Below are 16,211 nucleotides of genomic sequence, written 5' to 3'. Positions count from 1 at the left end.
CTTCATATTGCGTGGGCCGAGGGATCATCCCTCGCGGCCTGCACGCAATTCCTGAAAGCGGATGACCGAATTGACCCCCAGCCACGCGACGGGCTCGGGAGGCAACCTGCTCGGCTCCGGCTGGTTCTTGTATTTGTCGAGTTCGGGGCTATCCGCGCCGGCCGCCAGATCGGCGGCCATCAATCCCGCGAGGGTGCTCTTGACGGTGCCTAGACCATTCTCGCAACACGCCGAGAAAAGGCCCTCTTCCACTTCGCCGAATGCTGGCACATGGTTCCTGCTGAGGCACAGCGCACCGGCCCAGCTGTATTCCATCGGCAGGCTTTCCAGTCCGGGGAAGCGGGCGTCGAACGACCGACGCTGCTCGGCAGCCACAGAGGCGACACGCCTCTCCGACACCTTGAGACCTGGGTCGTATGTGAACCTCGTCCTGATGACGATCCTGGAAAGCCCATTGGTGGTGATCTTGCGTACTGTCGCTCCCATGGGATCTGCCGGCAACAGTGCCCATCGATCGGTGCCGGTAACGTCCCCTGCGAACTCGTTCTGGGAGAAGGCGGCGGTCATCGACGCGTATGTGAAGATGTGCATCAGCCGTCCACGGAAGTGGCCAAAGCTTTCGACGTGGCCGTTTACGGCTAAAATGACCTTCGGTGCGGAAACAGATCCGCGGCTGGACTTCGCCTTCCAAGAGTTGCCTTCGCGTGAAAGCTGCAGCACCGGCGAATGTTCGTAGATGGCAACCTTCGATCGAAGCCCGTGCGCCAGGCCACGGATATAGTCGGCGGGCTGGATCATCACGGCGCCTGGGGTGTAAAGCCCCCCGCGATAATAGCGCGAGCCCGTCATTTCCCGCATTTGGCCGGCGTCGAGAACGCGGTGTTCCTCGCCGATCTTTTCAAGAGATTTGCGGTAATTGTCGTTGAGGCCGAGCCCGCGGTCGGAGGCTGCGGCATTTACCTTGCCTGACGGATCGAACGTTTCCCTAGACAGGTCGTATTCGGCCGCGACACCAGCCGCGAAGGCGATCGCCAACCGGTTCTGTCTGATCTCGTCCTTGCTTGCCTGCTCGTCTGCTGACGAGTATTCGCCTGCCGACAAGTTATGCGGCACGTCGATCATGAAGCCGGAATTCCTCCCGGCCGGTCCCTTCGCAAGTTCACGAGCCTCCAGGACGACAATCTTATCTTGGGGCCGCAGTTGTGAGAGACGCTCAGCCGCCGACAGGCCGGCAAATCCCGCGCCGATGATCAGCCAGTCAGCCGTAATATCGTAGTCAAGCGCCGTTGCGGGAAAGGTACGTTCGCTGATCGCCTCCCATCCCGAAGTGCCGGTGTCGATCGGCAGACGCTTGATCACATGCCGGGTCATCGGGTCGTCTCGTCGACCGAACGATCCGAGACGTCGATCCAGATCGTCTTGAGTTCGCAGTAGTTGTCGTGGGCAAAGACCGACTTGTCGCGGCCGCCGAACCCGGACTCCTTGTAGCCGCCGAACGGCGTGGTCGCGTCCCCTTCTCCGAAGCAGTTGACGGTGACGACGCCGGCACGGATTTCGCGCGAAAGCTTGATGGCGTTCCTCAGGCTTGCGGTATAGACGGACGCCGTGAGGCCATAGTTCGTGTCGTTGGCAAGAGTGACGGCTTCACTGAGCGAATTGAAGGGGGTGACCGAAAGGACCGGCCCAAAGATCTCCTCCTGAAAAAGGCGGCTGGAAGGCGTCACGCCATCGACCACCGTCGGCTCGATGAAGATGCCGCCATGCGTGTCGCCGCCGTGAGCGACTGAAAGCTTCTCCTGCTTCGCGTCGTCGAGGAAGGATTTCACCTTCTCGAAGTGGGTCTTGCTGACGAGCGCACCGATGCGGTTTTCGGGATCGAGCGGATCGCCCGTCTTCCATTCGCGCATGTAGGCTCCGATGCGCTTCAGCAACTCGTCCTTGACCTTGGCATGGACAATAAGCCGCGACGTGGCCGAGCAGTTCTCGCCCATGTTCCAGAAGGCACCGTTGACCACCTGCTCGGCGACAAGGTCGAGGTCTTCGGCGTCGTCGAGAACGACCGCGGGATTCTTGCCTCCGCATTCGAGCACGACGCGCTTGAGGTTGGAGTCGGCGGCATAGCGCAGGAAGCGACGGCCGGTGGGTGTCGATCCGGTAAAGGCCACCATGTCGACATCCATGTGCATGCCGATCGGTTCGCCGACCTCCTTGCCGCCGCCGGTAACAACGTTGAAGACGCCCGCAGGGATCCCTGCGTCATGGGCAAGTTCGGCGACCCGCAGCGTGGTGAGCGTCGTTTCCTGCGCAGGCTTCACGATCACCGAGCAGCCGGCTGCAAGAGCCGGACCGATCTTCCAGGCTAGCATCAGCAGCGGGAAATTCCACGGAAGCACACATCCGACCACACCGACAGGTTCGCGGACGATCATTGTCAGTGCATTCGCCCCGACAGGTGCGGTGCTGTCGTAAAGCTTGTCGATCAGTTCGGCATGCCAGCGAATGGTATGAATGGTATCGGGAACGTCGACCGTCTGGCATTCGCGGATCGGCTTGCCACTGTCCAAGCTTTCCATAACGGCGAGCTCATGACGATTGCGCTCCAGCAACTTGGCGAGCTCGAGGAGCACGGCCTTGCGCTCGCCAGGCGAACGCAACCGCCAGCGGCCATCGTCGAAGGCTTGCTTGGCCTTAGTCACGGCGTAGTCCACGTCGGTGGCATCGCACGCGGTGATTTCGGCAAGAACCTCGCCCGTGGCAGGGTTTGTAGACGTGAATGTCTGGCCGGAATGCGCCGGACGGAATGCGCCGTCGATGAATGCATTCGTCGGGAATTGAAGGCCTGCGGCGATCGCCTTGTATTCGACAGCGGTCAAGGGTTCATGCATGATTTGCTCCCGACGTGATCTGCGCGACCGTGCGCTTCAACGTGGCGACAACGGTCTGAAGAGTTTGCTTTTCTTCGGAATTCAGCGGACGCAGCGGTGCGCGTACCGGCCCTGCATTCAGGCCGATCAACTCGCATCCATGCTTGATCGACTGGACGAACTTCCCGCATTCCAGGAAATCCATAAGCGGCAGCATCGCCGTCATGATCGCGCGACCCTTGTCGAAGTTCTTTTCCAGGACGCAGGCTTCGTAAAGTGCGACGTGCTCGCGCGGAAGGAAGTTGGATCCGGCGCATACCCAGCTCTTCGCGCCCCATGCGAAAAATTCGAGAGCCTGGTCGTCCCAGCCGCAGGAGAGCGAGATGTGCGGATACTTGCGGGCAAGAAGATGAAGGTTGCCCATGTCGCCAGAACTTTCCTTGATGGCGACCACGTTCCTGGATTTGCCGACGCGGGAAAAATACTCCTCCGCCATCATGACGCCCATGCGAGCCGGATAGTTGTAGAGCATGATCGGCAGGTTGGCCGCGCGATCGACAGTCAGTGCATGGACTGCGTTCTCACGTTCTGTCGGCAGTGCGTAGGGTGGCGAGGACACGAGGATCGCGTCCGCGCCGATTTCCTTTGCCGCCTTCGCGTACTCGACCGAGTCTTCGGTTCTCGTTGCGCCCGTCCCAATGACGAGCGGCAGCCGGGTACCGATGACGTCCTTGGCATAGGCCGCAAGTTCGAAGCGCTCCTGGCTGCTCTGGGCGTAATACTCGCCCGTCGAGCCGCCGACGATGACGCCGTGCACGCCCGCATCGATGAGGTGCTCGATGACCGCGGAAAATGCCACGCGGTCTATCTGCCCATCCCGGTCGAGCGGCGTCACCGCCGGCGTATAGATCCCCTCAAACTTCACGACGACCTCTCCAATGGTTGCGCAGCCGGACCGCCGACGAAGGCGTCCGCCTTGAGCCCTTGCGGCGCGATGAACATCTCCATGTTCTCGCGAGACAATTCCCAGTGCTCGAAGACAAGGTCGACCACCGCGTCCTCGTCATGAACGCTAAGCGCCTCGATGAAGCTGTCGTGATGCTCGACAGCCAATTGGAGCCGGCGTTTCATGTCGTCGTTCCTGGGCCGGAAGAACGTGTGACCAATACGCGCGTGATCGATGAGAAGCCGGCCCAGGCTGGGCTGCAGGTAGACGTTGGCCGACATCTCCCCGAAGATCTCGTGAAAGCGGTTGTTCTCGATCACCATCGCCAGAACGTCCATATTCTCGCTGGCGGCGCGGAATCGCTCTTGAGTTTGCTTCAGGTCTGAGAGCTGGGCGGGCTTGAAGTTCTGCACCGCGAGACGGCCGATCGCCGCGTAGATCATCGGCGCGACGAGAAAGAAGTTCCGCAGAGTGGAGTGGTTCATCGGGATGACCCGCGCACCCCTGTTCTCGCGAATGTCGACGTAACCCTCGCCCGCGAGACGGCGGAATATGTCCCGAACGGGCGTTCGGGACAGACCGTACCGCTCGCTTAGACTCGCCTCGTCCAGGTCGGCGTCCGGGTCCAGCTCCATCGTCAGGATCTGACGCTTCAAGTCATCGTAGAGATTGCTCTTGACGCTCTTCGCCATCGGTTATCTCAGCCTCTTTTTTTATCTGACCAGCCCACGTTCGCATGGCTCGGCGCTGGAGTCAACATTTGTGTACTTTGCGTATACAATTGGTATTGCGCAAAAATACAATTCACAGATCGACCATTTCGACGCTCGCGAGCCCGCGAGGTCTCAGGTGAACCGGCAAGTTCTCATGGTCGCGTCTTCGCCGTGCCATTACATTTGTTTATGTAACCAAGGCTGATTTGTGCCGTTGAGCCACAGGAAGATCGAGCGGATTATTGCCCATCCAACCATGAGGTAGAATTATGCTTCAGACCTTCGCTTCTTCGATTTCCTCGCTTCTCGACACGAGGGGGGACGGCCATTCGCTTCCAGCCGGCCTCTACACCCGCGAGGATGTTTTCGAGGCCGACATCGACGTATTCTTTCGCAAACACTGGATTTGCATAGGTCTGGAATGCGATGTTCCAGAACCGGGAGACGCCACCGTTGTCGATATTGGCAACAGCGGCCTCATCATTCTTCGCGACGATGACAATCAGGTTCGGGTCGTGCATAACGTATGCCGTCATCGCGGCTCACGAATCCTTAACGCGGGATCAAGCGTCATCTCCAAGCTCGTCTGTCCATACCATCAGTGGACATATGAGCTTGACGGCGAACTCGCCTACGCGCCTCACATGGGCGCCGATTTCGACAAGAGCTGCAAAAGTCTCAGGCCGGTCAATTTCAAATCGATCGGCGGTCTCATCTATGCTTGCCTCTCCGACAACCCTCCGCCCGACATCGACCGACTTGAGGCGGTGATGACGGAACGGCTCGCGCCTTATGATATCCGCAACACAAAGGTGGCGTTCCAGGCTGACGTGGTCGAACATGGCAACTGGAAGCTCACCATGGAAAATAATCGCGAATGCTATCACTGCTCCGCGAACCATCCCGAGCTCTGCGTGTCGTTCGTCGATCTGGATTTCGGATTCGATCCGGAAAGCCTGAGCCCAGAAGACAGGGAGCAGGCAGAACAGCACGAAGCTCTGTATGCAGAGCAAACCAAGAGCTGGGAGGCCGACGGCTACCCTTCTGCCGCCGTCGAACAACTCGTCGACTGCGAGACAAACTTCAGAACGCAGCGCCTGATCATTTCGGGTGCTGGCGAATCGCAGACGCCCGACGCGACCGCGGCTTCGTCAAAGCTTCTCGGCACCATGACCCGGAAAGACTTGGGTGACACGCATCTGTGGGGACACAATAGCTGGAACCACTTCATGGGCGACCATGCGGTCGTTGCGATCGTCATTCCGCTCTCCGCTGACAAGACCCTCGTGCGCACAAAGTGGCTTGTTCACAAGGATGCCGTCGAGGGCATCGACTACGATCTCGAAAAGTTGACGAACGTTTGGATCGCAACGACCGACCAGGATGCGGAGCTTGTCGCCCGATCTCACGCCGGTGTCCTCGATCCTGCATATGTACCAGGACCCTACTCGCCGTTTTCCGAAACCAACTTGGACCGGTTTGCGGCCTGGTACATCGACCGGATGCGGGCTCATGGATACTAAGATCGTGCACCCCTCATCGAGCCATCGGAATGACGCCTGGGATCCAGAGCTCGACGACACGGTCGTCTGCATAGACGTCCATCAGGAGACGCACGACGTGAAGAGCTTCACGTTTGCGTCCCCGCAGGGCAAGTGGTTCGCCTTCGACAGCGGTCAGTATTTCTTGTTCGATTTCCCACTCGACCCCGACCCTGAACGCCGCTGCTACAGCATTTCCTCTTCGCCTCAGCGGATGAGCACCTTCACGGTTACGGTTAAGCGCATCGCGGATGGAAAGATCTCGAACTGGCTGCACGACAAGCTAGCGAGCGGCACAACGGTCAAGGTGCAGGGGCCGCTGGGTCATTTCGTCCGGCCGCGTGATGCTGGAAGGAAATTCCTGCTGCTCTCTGGTGGATCCGGCATTACGCCGGTTATGTCCATCGTCAGAGACCTGGCTGATACATGCGAGCCAACGGACGTCGTCTTTCTCCATGCCGCTCGGACACCCAAGGATCTCATTTTCAGGGAGGAGCTCTCGAATTTGGCAGGCAGGATGAAAGGGTTGAGACTTCATTTCCTTCCGGAAGTGGTTACCGGGGAGCCGTCATGGCCGGGCTTGACCGGCAGGATTTCGTCGGAATTCATGAAGCTTGCGGTTCCAGACATTGCCGAGAGGATCGTTATGTGTTGCGGACCGGCTCCATTCATGGCCGCAGCACGGAAGATCTCCGCCGAACTCGGGGTGCCAGCGTCGAGCTACATCGAAGAAAGCTTCGACGCCGCAGTGATCGATGAAACGCAGCTTCCCGTTGGAGAGGTCGTCACTGCGAAATCCTTCGAGGTGGAGTTCCTGAAGCAGGCGCGGACGATCGGCGTTGCCCGCGAACAGACGGTGCTCAGTTGTGCGAAGAAGGCAGGATTGAGAATTCCGTCCTCATGCGCGAACGGAGTATGCGGCACTTGCAAGTCCAGGCTCGTCTCCGGATCTGTGGACATGAAGCACAACGGCGGCATCAGGCAGCGAGAGATCGACGCAGGCTTGTTTCTCCCTTGCTGTTCCAAGCCGCTAAGCGATCTTGTGATCGATCGGTAGAAACTTCCAGTGACCTTGCGCGTAAGGCAGCGTGGATGCCACGCCTGCACTAGCGCGCGCTGCGCATCTGGAGAAAGGGGACTGTTGCCGGGCGCTTGATGTACATCGACCCTTTCTCTCGGAAGATGGAGTTAGAGCGGGGAAGTGTGCCACGCATCGTGGTATTGGAGCCCAGGCGGCCGTCTGCGATCATAGAACCTGAGCCATGTTCAGGATAATACGAATACAGCTCTGATCTTCCTGCGGCGTTTTTCGTCCGCCGATCCGCTGTCACTGCCGTCAACTAATGGAGCCTGAACCGCCATATTGATTAAATATCCTTGGCGATCCGCAACCCATCGTAGATGGCGGCATGGGTATTGCGAGCGGCCACGGCATCCCCGATCCGGAAAAGACGGAATTTCCCTTTAGGATTGCGGACGATAGTCTGGGGTTCACCGGCGACCAATTGCTGCTGCGAAATTTCGCCAAGATTCGTGGAAGAGGGTTTCATCTCGAAATAGAGTTCATCGAGCGGTATCGTTCCATGGTTGATCACAACCTGGTCGACCGTGCGCCTCTTCGCAACACCGCCGTAATCGCTGCCTACACGGGCAATGAGCTGGTTGCCGTTCTTTTCGACCGCTTCGAGCCTGAAGGTCACGGTGAAGGTGACGTCGAGTTTCTGCAGCGAACGCATGTAGGGCACGAGGTTCATCGCCATGACTTCCGGCGCGAAGGAACGGTCGGGTGTCATGATTTCCACCTTGGCGCCTGCCTCGGCAATGAACTCGGCAGCCTGCAGCCCTGCATGATCGCCGGCGTCATCGAAGATGAGAACGTTGGCTCCTGGTTTCACGTCACCTGAGATGATGTCCCATGCCGAGACGACCAGTTCGTTGCCTACCGAGAGGACTTCCGTATGCGGCATGCCACCCGTGGCGATGATTACCACGTCGGGCCTTTCCGCCTCCACTGTGTCTGCTTCCGCCCAGGTGTTGAAATGGAAGACCACACCGTACTTCTCGCACTGGTTCATCCGCCAGTCGATGATGCTTATCATTTCCCTGCGGCGCTCGCTTTGGGCCGTTAGGCGGATTTGGCCGCCGGGGTCGTTGGCCGCCTCGAATACGACGACCTCGTGGCCACGCTCGGCTGCAACCCGTGCAGCTTCGAGCCCACCTGGGCCTGCGCCGACGACGACAACTTTCTTCCGAAGGTCCGCCTTTTTGACCACGTGCGGCATTGTCAGCTCGCGGCCGGTTGCTGCATTGTGGATGCAATAGGCGGCCCCGCCTTGGTAAATGCGGTCGAGACAGTAGTTGGCGCCGACGCAGGGACGGATGTCCTCTTCGCGCTTCTCCATAATTTTGCGAACGATGTGCGGGTCCGTCATATGAGCGCGGGTCATACCGACCATATCGACCTTGCCCGACGCGATCGCATGGCGGGCAGTTGCAACATCCGGGATTTTGGCCGCGTGGAAGGTCGGGAAATCCGTCGCGGCGCGAATCTCGCCCGCGAAATCGAGGTGCGGGGAGTTCGCCATACCCTGGATCGGGATGACGTCTGTGAGGCCGGCATCGGTGTCGATATGACCGCGGATCACGTTCAAGTAGTCAATCAGGCCGCTTTCCTTGAGACGCTTCGAAATTTCGAGGCCGTCAGCCTTGCCGGTGCCGCCTGGAAGACATTCATCAGCGGTGTAGCGTATTCCCAGAATGAAGTCCTCTCCAACCCGTTTCCGGATCGCCCTTAGAACATCCAGACAGAAGCGCATGCGATTGTCGAGCGAACCACCGTAAGGACCTTCGAGTTCGTTCGTCAGCGGAGATGCGAACTGGTCAAGAAGGTGCCCGTAGGCCTCGAGCTCAACGCCATCCATACCGCCGGCCTTCATGCGTTCTGCAGCGTCGGCAAAGTCCTTTATGATGCGCTCGATGTCCCAATCTTCGATCTTCTTGGGGAAAGCCCGGTGCGAGGCCTCGCGATGATGCGACGGTGCGACAATGGGAAGCCAGTCGCCCTTGTCCCAGCGCGTGCGCCGGCCGAGGTGAGTGAGCTGGATCATGATCGCCGCCCCTTCCTCATGCACCGCATCGGTCATTGCCTTCAGCCACGGTACGATCTCGTCCTTGTAGGCGAGCAGGTTGTTGAAGACGGGCGGGCTGTCTTTTGAAACAGCCGCGGAACCGGCCGTCATCGTCATGGCGACACCACCCTTTGCCCTTTCCACGGTGTAGGCGAGATAGCGCTCCTTGGGCATACCGTCTTCCGGATATGCCGGTTCGTGCGACGTCACGATGATGCGGTTGCGAAGCTTCAGGTGCTTGAGTTGATAAGGCTGAAGGAGAGGATCGTTCGACATCTGTCGGGCTCCGGACTAGGACAGTTGTGGTAAACGCTAAGCGGAAATGTACATTCATGTCAACTAACAAAACACTTAAGTCATTTCCATTGACATAGGTGTACATTTTTCTTGTATCGAGTTTCATTTTTTGTTAGGAGGTCAATCATGGAACAGGCTTTGAACGATACCGGCTGGCGTGGATCGCAGGAGGGCTGGCTGGAAGCAGCCTACGAATCTCTCCTAGAATCCGGCGTCGATTCAGTGAAAATTCTTCCCTTGGCCAAGAAACTCAACCTTTCGCGGACGAGCTTCTACTGGTTCTTCAAGGACCGCGAAGAATTGCTTGCCGGCCTGATTGCGCGCTGGCGGGAGAAAAACACCGGAAACATAATAAAGCAGAGCGAAGCCTACGCGGAATCACTTGCCGAGGCCATGCTCAACGTTTTTGACTGCTGGCTCGATCAGAACTTGTTCGACTCCAAGTTCGAATTTGCCGTACGCAGTTGGGCGCTGCAATCAGAAGAGATTCTTTTCGAGGTTCAAAAGGCAGATCAAATTCGGCTTGAGGCGCTCAAGCGAATGTTCCTGCGCTTTGGATACGAGGAAACAACAGCCGACGTCCGAGCCCGGACGACCTATCTCGTTCAGATCGGCTACATCTCGATGCAGTCCCGCGAAGAGATCGCGGTGCGAATGAAGCGTATTCCCGAATATATCGCGATCTACACCGGCCAGATTCCCCAGCAAAGAGAGCTTGATCGCTTCTTTGCCAGGCATGGCCATAAACCGAAATGAGAAGAAGCGGATGCAGGACTCGATGAGGATCGGAGTGATCGGTGGCGGAGGGTGGCTCGGGAAAGCCCTTGCCAACGCGATTCTCAACAAGGGAGTTGTTCGGCACGAAGCACTTGCGCTCTCCTATCGGCACGAGAGGCCTGCGGGTTTTCCGAACGTTTACTGCACGCAAGACAACCAGGAGCTTGCAGAGCGATCGGACGTGATCATCGTTTCTGTCCGTCCGGCCGATTGGCCGTCTCTGTCGGTCGACGCCCAGGGCAAGCTCGTCATCTCTGTTATGGCGGGCATCCGCCTGCACCAGCTTGCGGCACATCATCAAACGAGCCGCGTTGTCCGTGCCCTACCCAACGCCGCAGTTGAGGTTGGCAGATCCTATACGCCGTGGATTGCATCAGGTGGCATGGACGAGGCCGATCGAAATGTCGCACGTCGTATCTTTCGTGCTTGTGGCGTCGAGGACGAAGTGAATGGCGAAAGCGATATCGACTATTTGACCGGTTTGTCCGGGTCAGGGCCCGCGTTTCCGGCGCTATTCGGCGCCGCGATGATGAAAGATGCCGTCCATCACGGCCTTTCCACAGACATCGCACGCCGCGCCGTGAACACGGTGCTGATAGGGGCTGGGGCTTTGCTGGAGCATCGGGATGACTGTCCAAACAACATCGTCAATTCGTTTCTCGATTATCGGGGAACGACCGCAGCGGCAATCGAGGCGATGCGCGCTTTTGGCCTGGAAGCCACCGTTTCGGAAGGACTTTCGGCAGCATTCAGAAAATCGGTGAGTATGGGAGACGCCTCCTGACAACCGCTTGAGCGGGCTAACGCAGCGCCCCGCTTCGCAAAAGCGCCGCTTAAATAAAGGGAACGATAATGAACAGACTCCTTGCATCAACATGCCTGATGTTCGGCCTCCTGGGTGGAGCATCACTTGCGAACGCCGCAGAGTGTGGAAGCGTGACGATTGCGAGCATGAACTGGCAAAGTGCAGAAGTTCTCTCGAACCTCGACAAAATAATCCTGAACGAAGGCTATGGATGTAGCGCGGACATCACCGTTGGCGACACCGTTCCGACCATCACCTCAATGGCGGAAAAAGGCCAGCCGGATATCGCGCCGGAAGCTTGGATCGACCTTTTGCCGGATGTCGTGAAAAAAGGAACGGAAGCAGGCCAGATCATTCAGGTCGGCTCCCCTCTTCCCGATGGCGGCGTTCAAGGCTGGTGGATTCCCAAATATCTTGCGGACGCTCATCCCGACCTCAAGACAATCCCCGACATGCTGAAACACCCCGAACTTGTCCCCGATGCGGAGGATTCGAAGAAGGGCGCGATTTTCAACGGTCCCCAGGGTTGGGGAGGAACGGTCGTCACCTCGCAGCTCTACAAGGCTTTCGCCGGCGAAAAAGCGGGCTTCACGCTCGTGGATACTGGTTCGGCCGCCGGCCTCGATGGGGCGATTGCAAAGGCCTATGAGCGTCAGCAGGGCTTTGCGACATATTACTGGGCTCCGACTGCGCTTCTTGGCAAGTATGCGATGGTAAAGCTGGATCCCGGTGTGCCCCATGATTCTGCCGAGTGGAAGCGTTGCAACACTGTGGCGGATTGCCCTGATCCGAAGCCGAACGCCTGGCCGGTCGACAAGGTCGTGACCTTGGTCGCGAAGCCGTTCTCCGAAAAGGTCGGCCCTGAGGTCATGAGCTATCTCGAGAAGCGCTCCTGGAGCAATGACACGGTCGGCAAGCTGATGGCCTGGATGACTGAAAATCAAGCATCCGGCGAAGATGGTGCGAAACACTTCCTAAAAGAAAACAAGGACATCTGGACCAAGTGGGTCTCGCCTGAAGCAGCAGAGAAAATCGAAGCTTCTCTTTAAGTTCTGTGTGCGGTGCGTATCCATGCGCACCGCACGTAAACGCCGAAAATAAGAAGAATTTGGCCGGCTCTTTTTAAGAATAAGGGGAACCGCATGGAATGGTTTTACAAATTCCCGCATATGGATGATGACGCTCTTCGCAATCTCAAGAAGGCGATCGACGACGGGTTTCGCACATTCACCCGCGCTTATGGCGATGCGATCGAAGGTTTCTTCTCCCCGCTGCAGCATTTTCTCATCGCCGCCGACCGGTTTATGACGCAGACGCCGTGGCCGATCATCACCGTGCTTGTCCTCGCGATCGCCTGGGCGGCAAGCCGCAGCTTCAAGGTCGCATCAGGCTGTCTTTTTACGCTGCTGGCCATTGGCTATTTCGACATGTGGGACGACACCATGCGCACCCTCTCGATGATCTTTGTGTGCACCCTACTCTCTATCGCCATCGGTATTCCGGTCGGCATTTTAATGTCCCGGTCTGACCGGGTTCAGAGGATCGTCAATCCGATCCTTGACGTTATGCAGACCATGCCGAGCTTCGTCTATCTCATACCGGTGGTCATGCTCCTGGGGATTGGCAAAGTGCCCGGGCTGATTGCAGTCGTCATTTACGCCATTCCGCCGATGATCAGACTGACGGATCTGGGTATTCGCCTCGTCGACAAGGACGTCCTTGAGGCCGCCGATGCGTTCGGATCATCAGGCCGACAGAAGCTGTTCAAAGTCCAACTGCCGCTGGCGCTTCCGACCATCATGGCCGGCATCAACCAGACCATCATGATGGCACTCGCCATGGTCGTGGTCGCATCGATGATTGGCGTGCAGGGGCTTGGCCAGCCTGTTCTCAAGGCGATCGCGAACCAGTACTTCACATTGGGAATTTTCAATGGCCTTGCCATCGTCGGCATCGCCATAATCTTCGACAGAGTCAGCCAAGCCTATGGCAAGAGACTCCAAAGGCACCGGGAGATCGTCCATGGTTGATCACCATTTCGGCGGCATCAAAATCCGCCGCCTCTACAAGATCTTCGGGCCCAACGGCGCTACCTATGTCGACGCCGTCCGGAACGGTCTCGGCAAAGCCGAACTGAACGAAAGGCACGGACACGTGCTCGGTCTGAAAGATATCAACATCGAGATGCCGGCTGGTTCCATTCAAGTGATTATGGGGCTGTCGGGCTCCGGGAAGTCCACGCTGATCCGGCATATCAACCGTTTGATCGATCCGACCGCCGGCGAGGTTCGGGTGAACGGTGTCGACGTTGTCAAGATGAACCCCGCGGAATTGCAGGAGTTTCGTCGCCACCAGACGGCAATGGTGTTTCAGAAATTTGCGCTGCTTCCGCACCGCACTGTTCTTGAAAACACGATCTACGGATTGGAAGTCCAAGGCGTCCCGCGCTCCAAAGGCGTCGAAACAGCCATGCAATGGATCGAGCGCGTCGGGCTGAAGGGATTCGAACAGAAATATCCCAATCAGCTTTCAGGAGGAATGCAGCAACGCGTCGGCCTTGCCCGCGCGCTGGCCAACGACGCGCCGGTCTTGCTCATGGACGAAGCGTACTCGGCCCTTGATCCGCTGATCAGGACGGACATGCAGACCGTCCTGTTGGACCTGCAAAAGGAGATCAAAAAGACGGTCGTATTCATCACTCACGATCTCGATGAGGCTCTCCGCCTGGGTGACCAGATAGCCATTCTCAGGGACGGCGAGGTCATTCAGCAAGGCACCAGCCAGGACATCGTCCTCAGACCGGCCGACGAATACATCGCCAACTTCGTGAAGGAGGTCAATCGGGGCCGAGTGATCCACGTGGATGCGGTTATGACGCCGGCCGGGCCTGAGCATCGCCTGAATGGCACGAACATAGCATCGGGAACGACGATCGAAGATGCAATAAGGATATTGACCGATCGACGCGCGGACGAGGACGTCGCCGTGACGGATTCGACCGGAGCGGCTATCGGCACCCTTAGCCTCCGACAACTGGCATCTGCGATAGTCACTCCTCATTAAACTGGCCGCTCCGGCCTTCTGCAGAAGACCGGAGCGGCGCTTGAAACAAAGGAACCGACCAAAATCAATGAAGGGGGTCAATTTCTCGATTCGCTTGACAGGTCGAGTACTGCCGCGGCCCGGACTGCGTGAAACGCAGCTGACCAACGTGAGGCCCTCGTGACCTCTTCGATGTCGGCATTGGGTGCAGAATGCTCTTCGGCGTCGAAGGTGAGAAGGTCAACGAGCGATGCCTTGGTGTGCCCTCGATCTGCGACGAGATCACCGCCTCCTTGCGCACGAAGGCGTCGATGAACCAATCGAACGATGGCACCATCTCGCCTGCCAAATCGAGCCGAACGGGCGCCTGGTCGGCTTCCCGAAGGCGACGCTCAAGCTTGCCGTCAGTTATGAGCGGTGGCCAGGCGGGTCGCATTCCCCTGCCGACTCCACCAAGAACGAAGTCTTTATTAACAAGATTCGTTAGTAAAGGAATCGTTCCTCGTTCCTAGACTTCTGGAAAGGTGGCGGTACGATCGGAACCGGTCGTTTGATGCCCTGCCTGTCGCAGCAGGCCCTCGAGGCAGGTCGCCCATTCCTTGTTGCCATCTCTGAACGGACCAAGCGCATCGCCGGCAGGCTCCGGGAGATCGCCTGCAGCGGCGGCGAAGCGGCGAGCCTCCTGACTATCTCCCACGGCCGTGTGGCAGCACGCCTGAATGCGGAGCAGCGCCGGCCAGTCAGGCCGCGCCTTTAGCGCCGCACGCCCCGTGTCGAGCGCGCCCTCGAGGTCGCCCGAAAAGAACAGCGCAAGCATCAAGAGGCTGAACCAGACCGCATTCTGAGGATCGTGGGGGTTGAGTTCGAGGCCGCGAGCCAGCGGCTTTCGCGCACCGGCCGCATCGCCCACGAAAAGACGGGCCATGCCGAGCACGAGATACCCCAAGGCGAAGCTCGGACCGAGTTCGATGGACCGTTCCGCTGCGAGGATCGCCTGGTTAGCCCTGCCTGTGTAGGCCGACACAATCGCCAGCGCATAGTGGGCATACGGATTCCGGGCGTCGAGATATATCGCCCGCAGGGCCGCATCGAGTCCTTCCTTCCCGTCCGAGGCGGGATTTTCCGTCCAGCCATAGGCGATGAGGCCTGCGTTGACCCGCGCCCGCCAGATCTGCGCCTCTGGCAGCATGGGATCGAGCTCCGCGGCCTCTCGGAAGAATCGCCGTGCGAGAAGGTGGGTTGGCTGCGTTACCTTGTGAAAATTGAATGTGCCTTGCCGTACAAGGTCCCAGGCGGTGACGTTGCCGGTGTGCGGAGCAACCTGAAGTCCATGGCGCAACAGCAGTTCGGGCTCGACCGCAGCTGCGATCCGCTCGGCGATGGCGTCCTGCACCGCAAATACGTCGACCACTTGAAGATCGTAATGTTCGGACCAGACGGTGGCGCCCTTCATTGCGTCGGCGAGGTGCACCGATATCCGCATCCGATCGCCGGTATGCCGGATGGCTCCATCCACCAGAAAATCGACGCCAAGGTGGTGCGCGATAGACTTCGGATCCCTCGGGCCGTTCCTCAATGCGAAACTCGCCCCACGCGACGCGACGCGGAACCATCGGAACCGAGCGAGCGCCATGATCAGGTCGTCGGCGATACCGTCGGCCAGATATTGTCTCTCGGCATCGCCGCCGAGATTCTCGAAAGGCAGTACTGCAATCCCGGGGCTGGATCTCGCCTCCGAATGCCTTGGGCTATCGGGTCCGTCGGTCCGGCGCTCCACCGGACCGGAAAATCTGTATCCGACCCGCGGGACCGTGACGATCCAGTCGCCACCGTCTGATGCCGGGCCGAGCAGCTTGCGGAGGGCAGCAATCTGAACGGAAAGATTACTCTCCTCGACGGCGAGGCCCGGCCAAACGACATCCATCAGCGCCGACTTGGTGACGACGCGCCCATCTGCAGCGAGTAGAACGGCAAGCAGCGAAGCGCCACGGGCGCCGATGGCGACAGGCCGATTGTCACGGAGAAGGCATCCGTTCTCGGCAATGAACTCGAAGGGGCCGAATGCAAGGCGCGGGGTGCTCATGATTGGGGATGATAC

At 58.6% G+C, this 16,211-nt stretch carries 14 protein-coding genes; 7 read left to right on the top strand and 7 right to left on the bottom strand.

The genetic code is table 11. The annotated features are described in order from the left end of the window. Window positions 1-24: 24 nt before the first annotated feature. The 4 genes from BN1800_RS27710 to BN1800_RS27695 are packed head-to-tail and all read right to left on the bottom strand — an operon-like array spanning window position 25 to window position 4,502. Window positions 25-1,371 carry an NAD(P)/FAD-dependent oxidoreductase gene (locus tag BN1800_RS27710; RefSeq protein ID WP_087002009.1) on the bottom strand — a complete coding sequence of 449 codons (1,347 nt, stop codon included), beginning with the start codon at window positions 1,369-1,371 and terminating at the stop codon, window positions 25-27. Next, window positions 1,368-2,885, bottom strand: coding sequence for an aldehyde dehydrogenase (locus tag BN1800_RS27705; protein WP_087002007.1), 1,518 nt, complete (start codon window positions 2,883-2,885; stop codon window positions 1,368-1,370). Before BN1800_RS27705 ends, BN1800_RS27710 begins: the two co-directional genes overlap by 4 nt. Continuing rightward, window positions 2,878-3,789 (bottom strand): dihydrodipicolinate synthase family protein, encoded by a 912-nt coding sequence (locus tag BN1800_RS27700; protein WP_087002006.1) that lies wholly within the window; start codon window positions 3,787-3,789, stop codon window positions 2,878-2,880. The genes BN1800_RS27705 and BN1800_RS27700 overlap by 8 nt, the downstream gene beginning before the upstream one ends. Then, window positions 3,786-4,502: a GntR family transcriptional regulator gene (locus BN1800_RS27695; RefSeq protein WP_087002004.1), complete on the bottom strand. Its 717-nt coding sequence runs from the start codon at window positions 4,500-4,502 to the stop codon at window positions 3,786-3,788. Before BN1800_RS27695 ends, BN1800_RS27700 begins: the two co-directional genes overlap by 4 nt. 290 nt (window positions 4,503-4,792) lie before the next feature. Between BN1800_RS27695 and BN1800_RS27690 the strand changes: the two genes are divergently transcribed. Then, complete coding sequence (locus BN1800_RS27690) at window positions 4,793-6,046, top strand: aromatic ring-hydroxylating oxygenase subunit alpha (protein WP_087002002.1); 1,254 nt, start codon at window positions 4,793-4,795, stop codon at window positions 6,044-6,046. Beyond that, window positions 6,036-7,121, top strand: coding sequence for an FAD-binding oxidoreductase (locus BN1800_RS27685; RefSeq protein ID WP_087002000.1), 1,086 nt, complete (start codon window positions 6,036-6,038; stop codon window positions 7,119-7,121). The genes BN1800_RS27690 and BN1800_RS27685 overlap by 11 nt, the downstream gene beginning before the upstream one ends. A 310-nt stretch (window positions 7,122-7,431) precedes the next feature. Here the strand turns inward: BN1800_RS27685 and BN1800_RS27680 are convergent, their stop codons facing one another. Beyond that, window positions 7,432-9,468 (bottom strand): NADH:flavin oxidoreductase, encoded by a 2,037-nt coding sequence (locus BN1800_RS27680; protein ID WP_087001998.1) that lies wholly within the window; start codon window positions 9,466-9,468, stop codon window positions 7,432-7,434. 147 nt (window positions 9,469-9,615) lie between these two features. Here BN1800_RS27680 and BN1800_RS27675 point away from each other — a divergent pair, with 147 nt between their 5' ends. The 5 genes from BN1800_RS27675 to BN1800_RS27655 all read left to right on the top strand — a co-directional run bounded on the left by BN1800_RS27675 (window position 9,616) and on the right by BN1800_RS27655 (window position 14,134). Beyond that, window positions 9,616-10,245 carry a TetR/AcrR family transcriptional regulator gene (locus BN1800_RS27675; RefSeq protein ID WP_087001996.1) on the top strand — a complete coding sequence of 210 codons (630 nt, stop codon included), beginning with the start codon at window positions 9,616-9,618 and terminating at the stop codon, window positions 10,243-10,245. Between the two features lie 10 nt (window positions 10,246-10,255). Next, window positions 10,256-11,050 carry a pyrroline-5-carboxylate reductase family protein gene (locus BN1800_RS27670; RefSeq protein ID WP_087001994.1) on the top strand — a complete coding sequence of 265 codons (795 nt, stop codon included), beginning with the start codon at window positions 10,256-10,258 and terminating at the stop codon, window positions 11,048-11,050. A 68-nt stretch (window positions 11,051-11,118) separates the two neighbouring features. After that, window positions 11,119-12,120: an ABC transporter substrate-binding protein gene (locus tag BN1800_RS27665; RefSeq protein WP_027509169.1), complete on the top strand. Its 1,002-nt coding sequence runs from the start codon at window positions 11,119-11,121 to the stop codon at window positions 12,118-12,120. Between the two features lie 93 nt (window positions 12,121-12,213). Next, window positions 12,214-13,101: an ABC transporter permease gene (locus tag BN1800_RS27660; RefSeq protein ID WP_087001992.1), complete on the top strand. Its 888-nt coding sequence runs from the start codon at window positions 12,214-12,216 to the stop codon at window positions 13,099-13,101. Further along, window positions 13,094-14,134 (top strand): quaternary amine ABC transporter ATP-binding protein, encoded by a 1,041-nt coding sequence (locus BN1800_RS27655; RefSeq protein ID WP_027509167.1) that lies wholly within the window; start codon window positions 13,094-13,096, stop codon window positions 14,132-14,134. The genes BN1800_RS27660 and BN1800_RS27655 overlap by 8 nt, the downstream gene beginning before the upstream one ends. A gap of 64 nt (window positions 14,135-14,198) precedes the next feature. Here the strand turns inward: BN1800_RS27655 and BN1800_RS27650 are convergent, their stop codons facing one another. Both BN1800_RS27650 and BN1800_RS27645 read right to left on the bottom strand, forming a co-directional pair. Further along, window positions 14,199-14,450 carry a Fic/DOC family N-terminal domain-containing protein gene (locus tag BN1800_RS27650; RefSeq protein WP_244564672.1) on the bottom strand — a complete coding sequence of 84 codons (252 nt, stop codon included), beginning with the start codon at window positions 14,448-14,450 and terminating at the stop codon, window positions 14,199-14,201. Window positions 14,451-14,621: 171 nt separating this feature from the next. Beyond that, complete coding sequence (locus BN1800_RS27645) at window positions 14,622-16,196, bottom strand: winged helix-turn-helix domain-containing tetratricopeptide repeat protein (RefSeq protein ID WP_087001990.1); 1,575 nt, start codon at window positions 16,194-16,196, stop codon at window positions 14,622-14,624. Between the last annotated feature and the right edge of the window lie 15 nt (window positions 16,197-16,211).

The organism is Rhizobium sullae (assembly GCF_900169785.1).
Classification (GTDB): Bacteria; Pseudomonadota; Alphaproteobacteria; order Rhizobiales; family Rhizobiaceae; genus Rhizobium; species Rhizobium sullae.
Note: the sequence above shows the minus strand (reverse complement) of the source record. Positions and strands in the feature narration are given on the sequence as shown.

Bases quoted from the DNA above. Each gene is read 5' to 3' on its own strand.
- BN1800_RS27710 (WP_087002009.1), bottom strand. From the start codon at position 1,371: ATGACCCGGCATGTGATCAAGCGTCTGCCGATCGACACCGGCACTTCG.
- BN1800_RS27705 (WP_087002007.1), bottom strand. From the start codon at position 2,885: ATGCATGAACCCTTGACCGCTGTCGAATACAAGGCGATCGCCGCAGGC.
- BN1800_RS27695 (WP_087002004.1), bottom strand. From the start codon at position 4,502: ATGGCGAAGAGCGTCAAGAGCAATCTCTACGATGACTTGAAGCGTCAG.
- BN1800_RS27690 (WP_087002002.1), top strand. From the start codon at position 4,793: ATGCTTCAGACCTTCGCTTCTTCGATTTCCTCGCTTCTCGACACGAGG.
- BN1800_RS27685 (WP_087002000.1), top strand. From the start codon at position 6,036: ATGGATACTAAGATCGTGCACCCCTCATCGAGCCATCGGAATGACGCC.
- BN1800_RS27680 (WP_087001998.1), bottom strand. From the start codon at position 9,468: ATGTCGAACGATCCTCTCCTTCAGCCTTATCAACTCAAGCACCTGAAG.
- BN1800_RS27675 (WP_087001996.1), top strand. From the start codon at position 9,616: ATGGAACAGGCTTTGAACGATACCGGCTGGCGTGGATCGCAGGAGGGC.
- BN1800_RS27670 (WP_087001994.1), top strand. From the start codon at position 10,256: ATGCAGGACTCGATGAGGATCGGAGTGATCGGTGGCGGAGGGTGGCTC.
- BN1800_RS27665 (WP_027509169.1), top strand. From the start codon at position 11,119: ATGAACAGACTCCTTGCATCAACATGCCTGATGTTCGGCCTCCTGGGT.
- BN1800_RS27660 (WP_087001992.1), top strand. From the start codon at position 12,214: ATGGAATGGTTTTACAAATTCCCGCATATGGATGATGACGCTCTTCGC.
- BN1800_RS27655 (WP_027509167.1), top strand. From the start codon at position 13,094: ATGGTTGATCACCATTTCGGCGGCATCAAAATCCGCCGCCTCTACAAG.
- BN1800_RS27650 (WP_244564672.1), bottom strand. From the start codon at position 14,450: ATGGTGCCATCGTTCGATTGGTTCATCGACGCCTTCGTGCGCAAGGAG.
- BN1800_RS27645 (WP_087001990.1), bottom strand. From the start codon at position 16,196: ATGAGCACCCCGCGCCTTGCATTCGGCCCCTTCGAGTTCATTGCCGAG.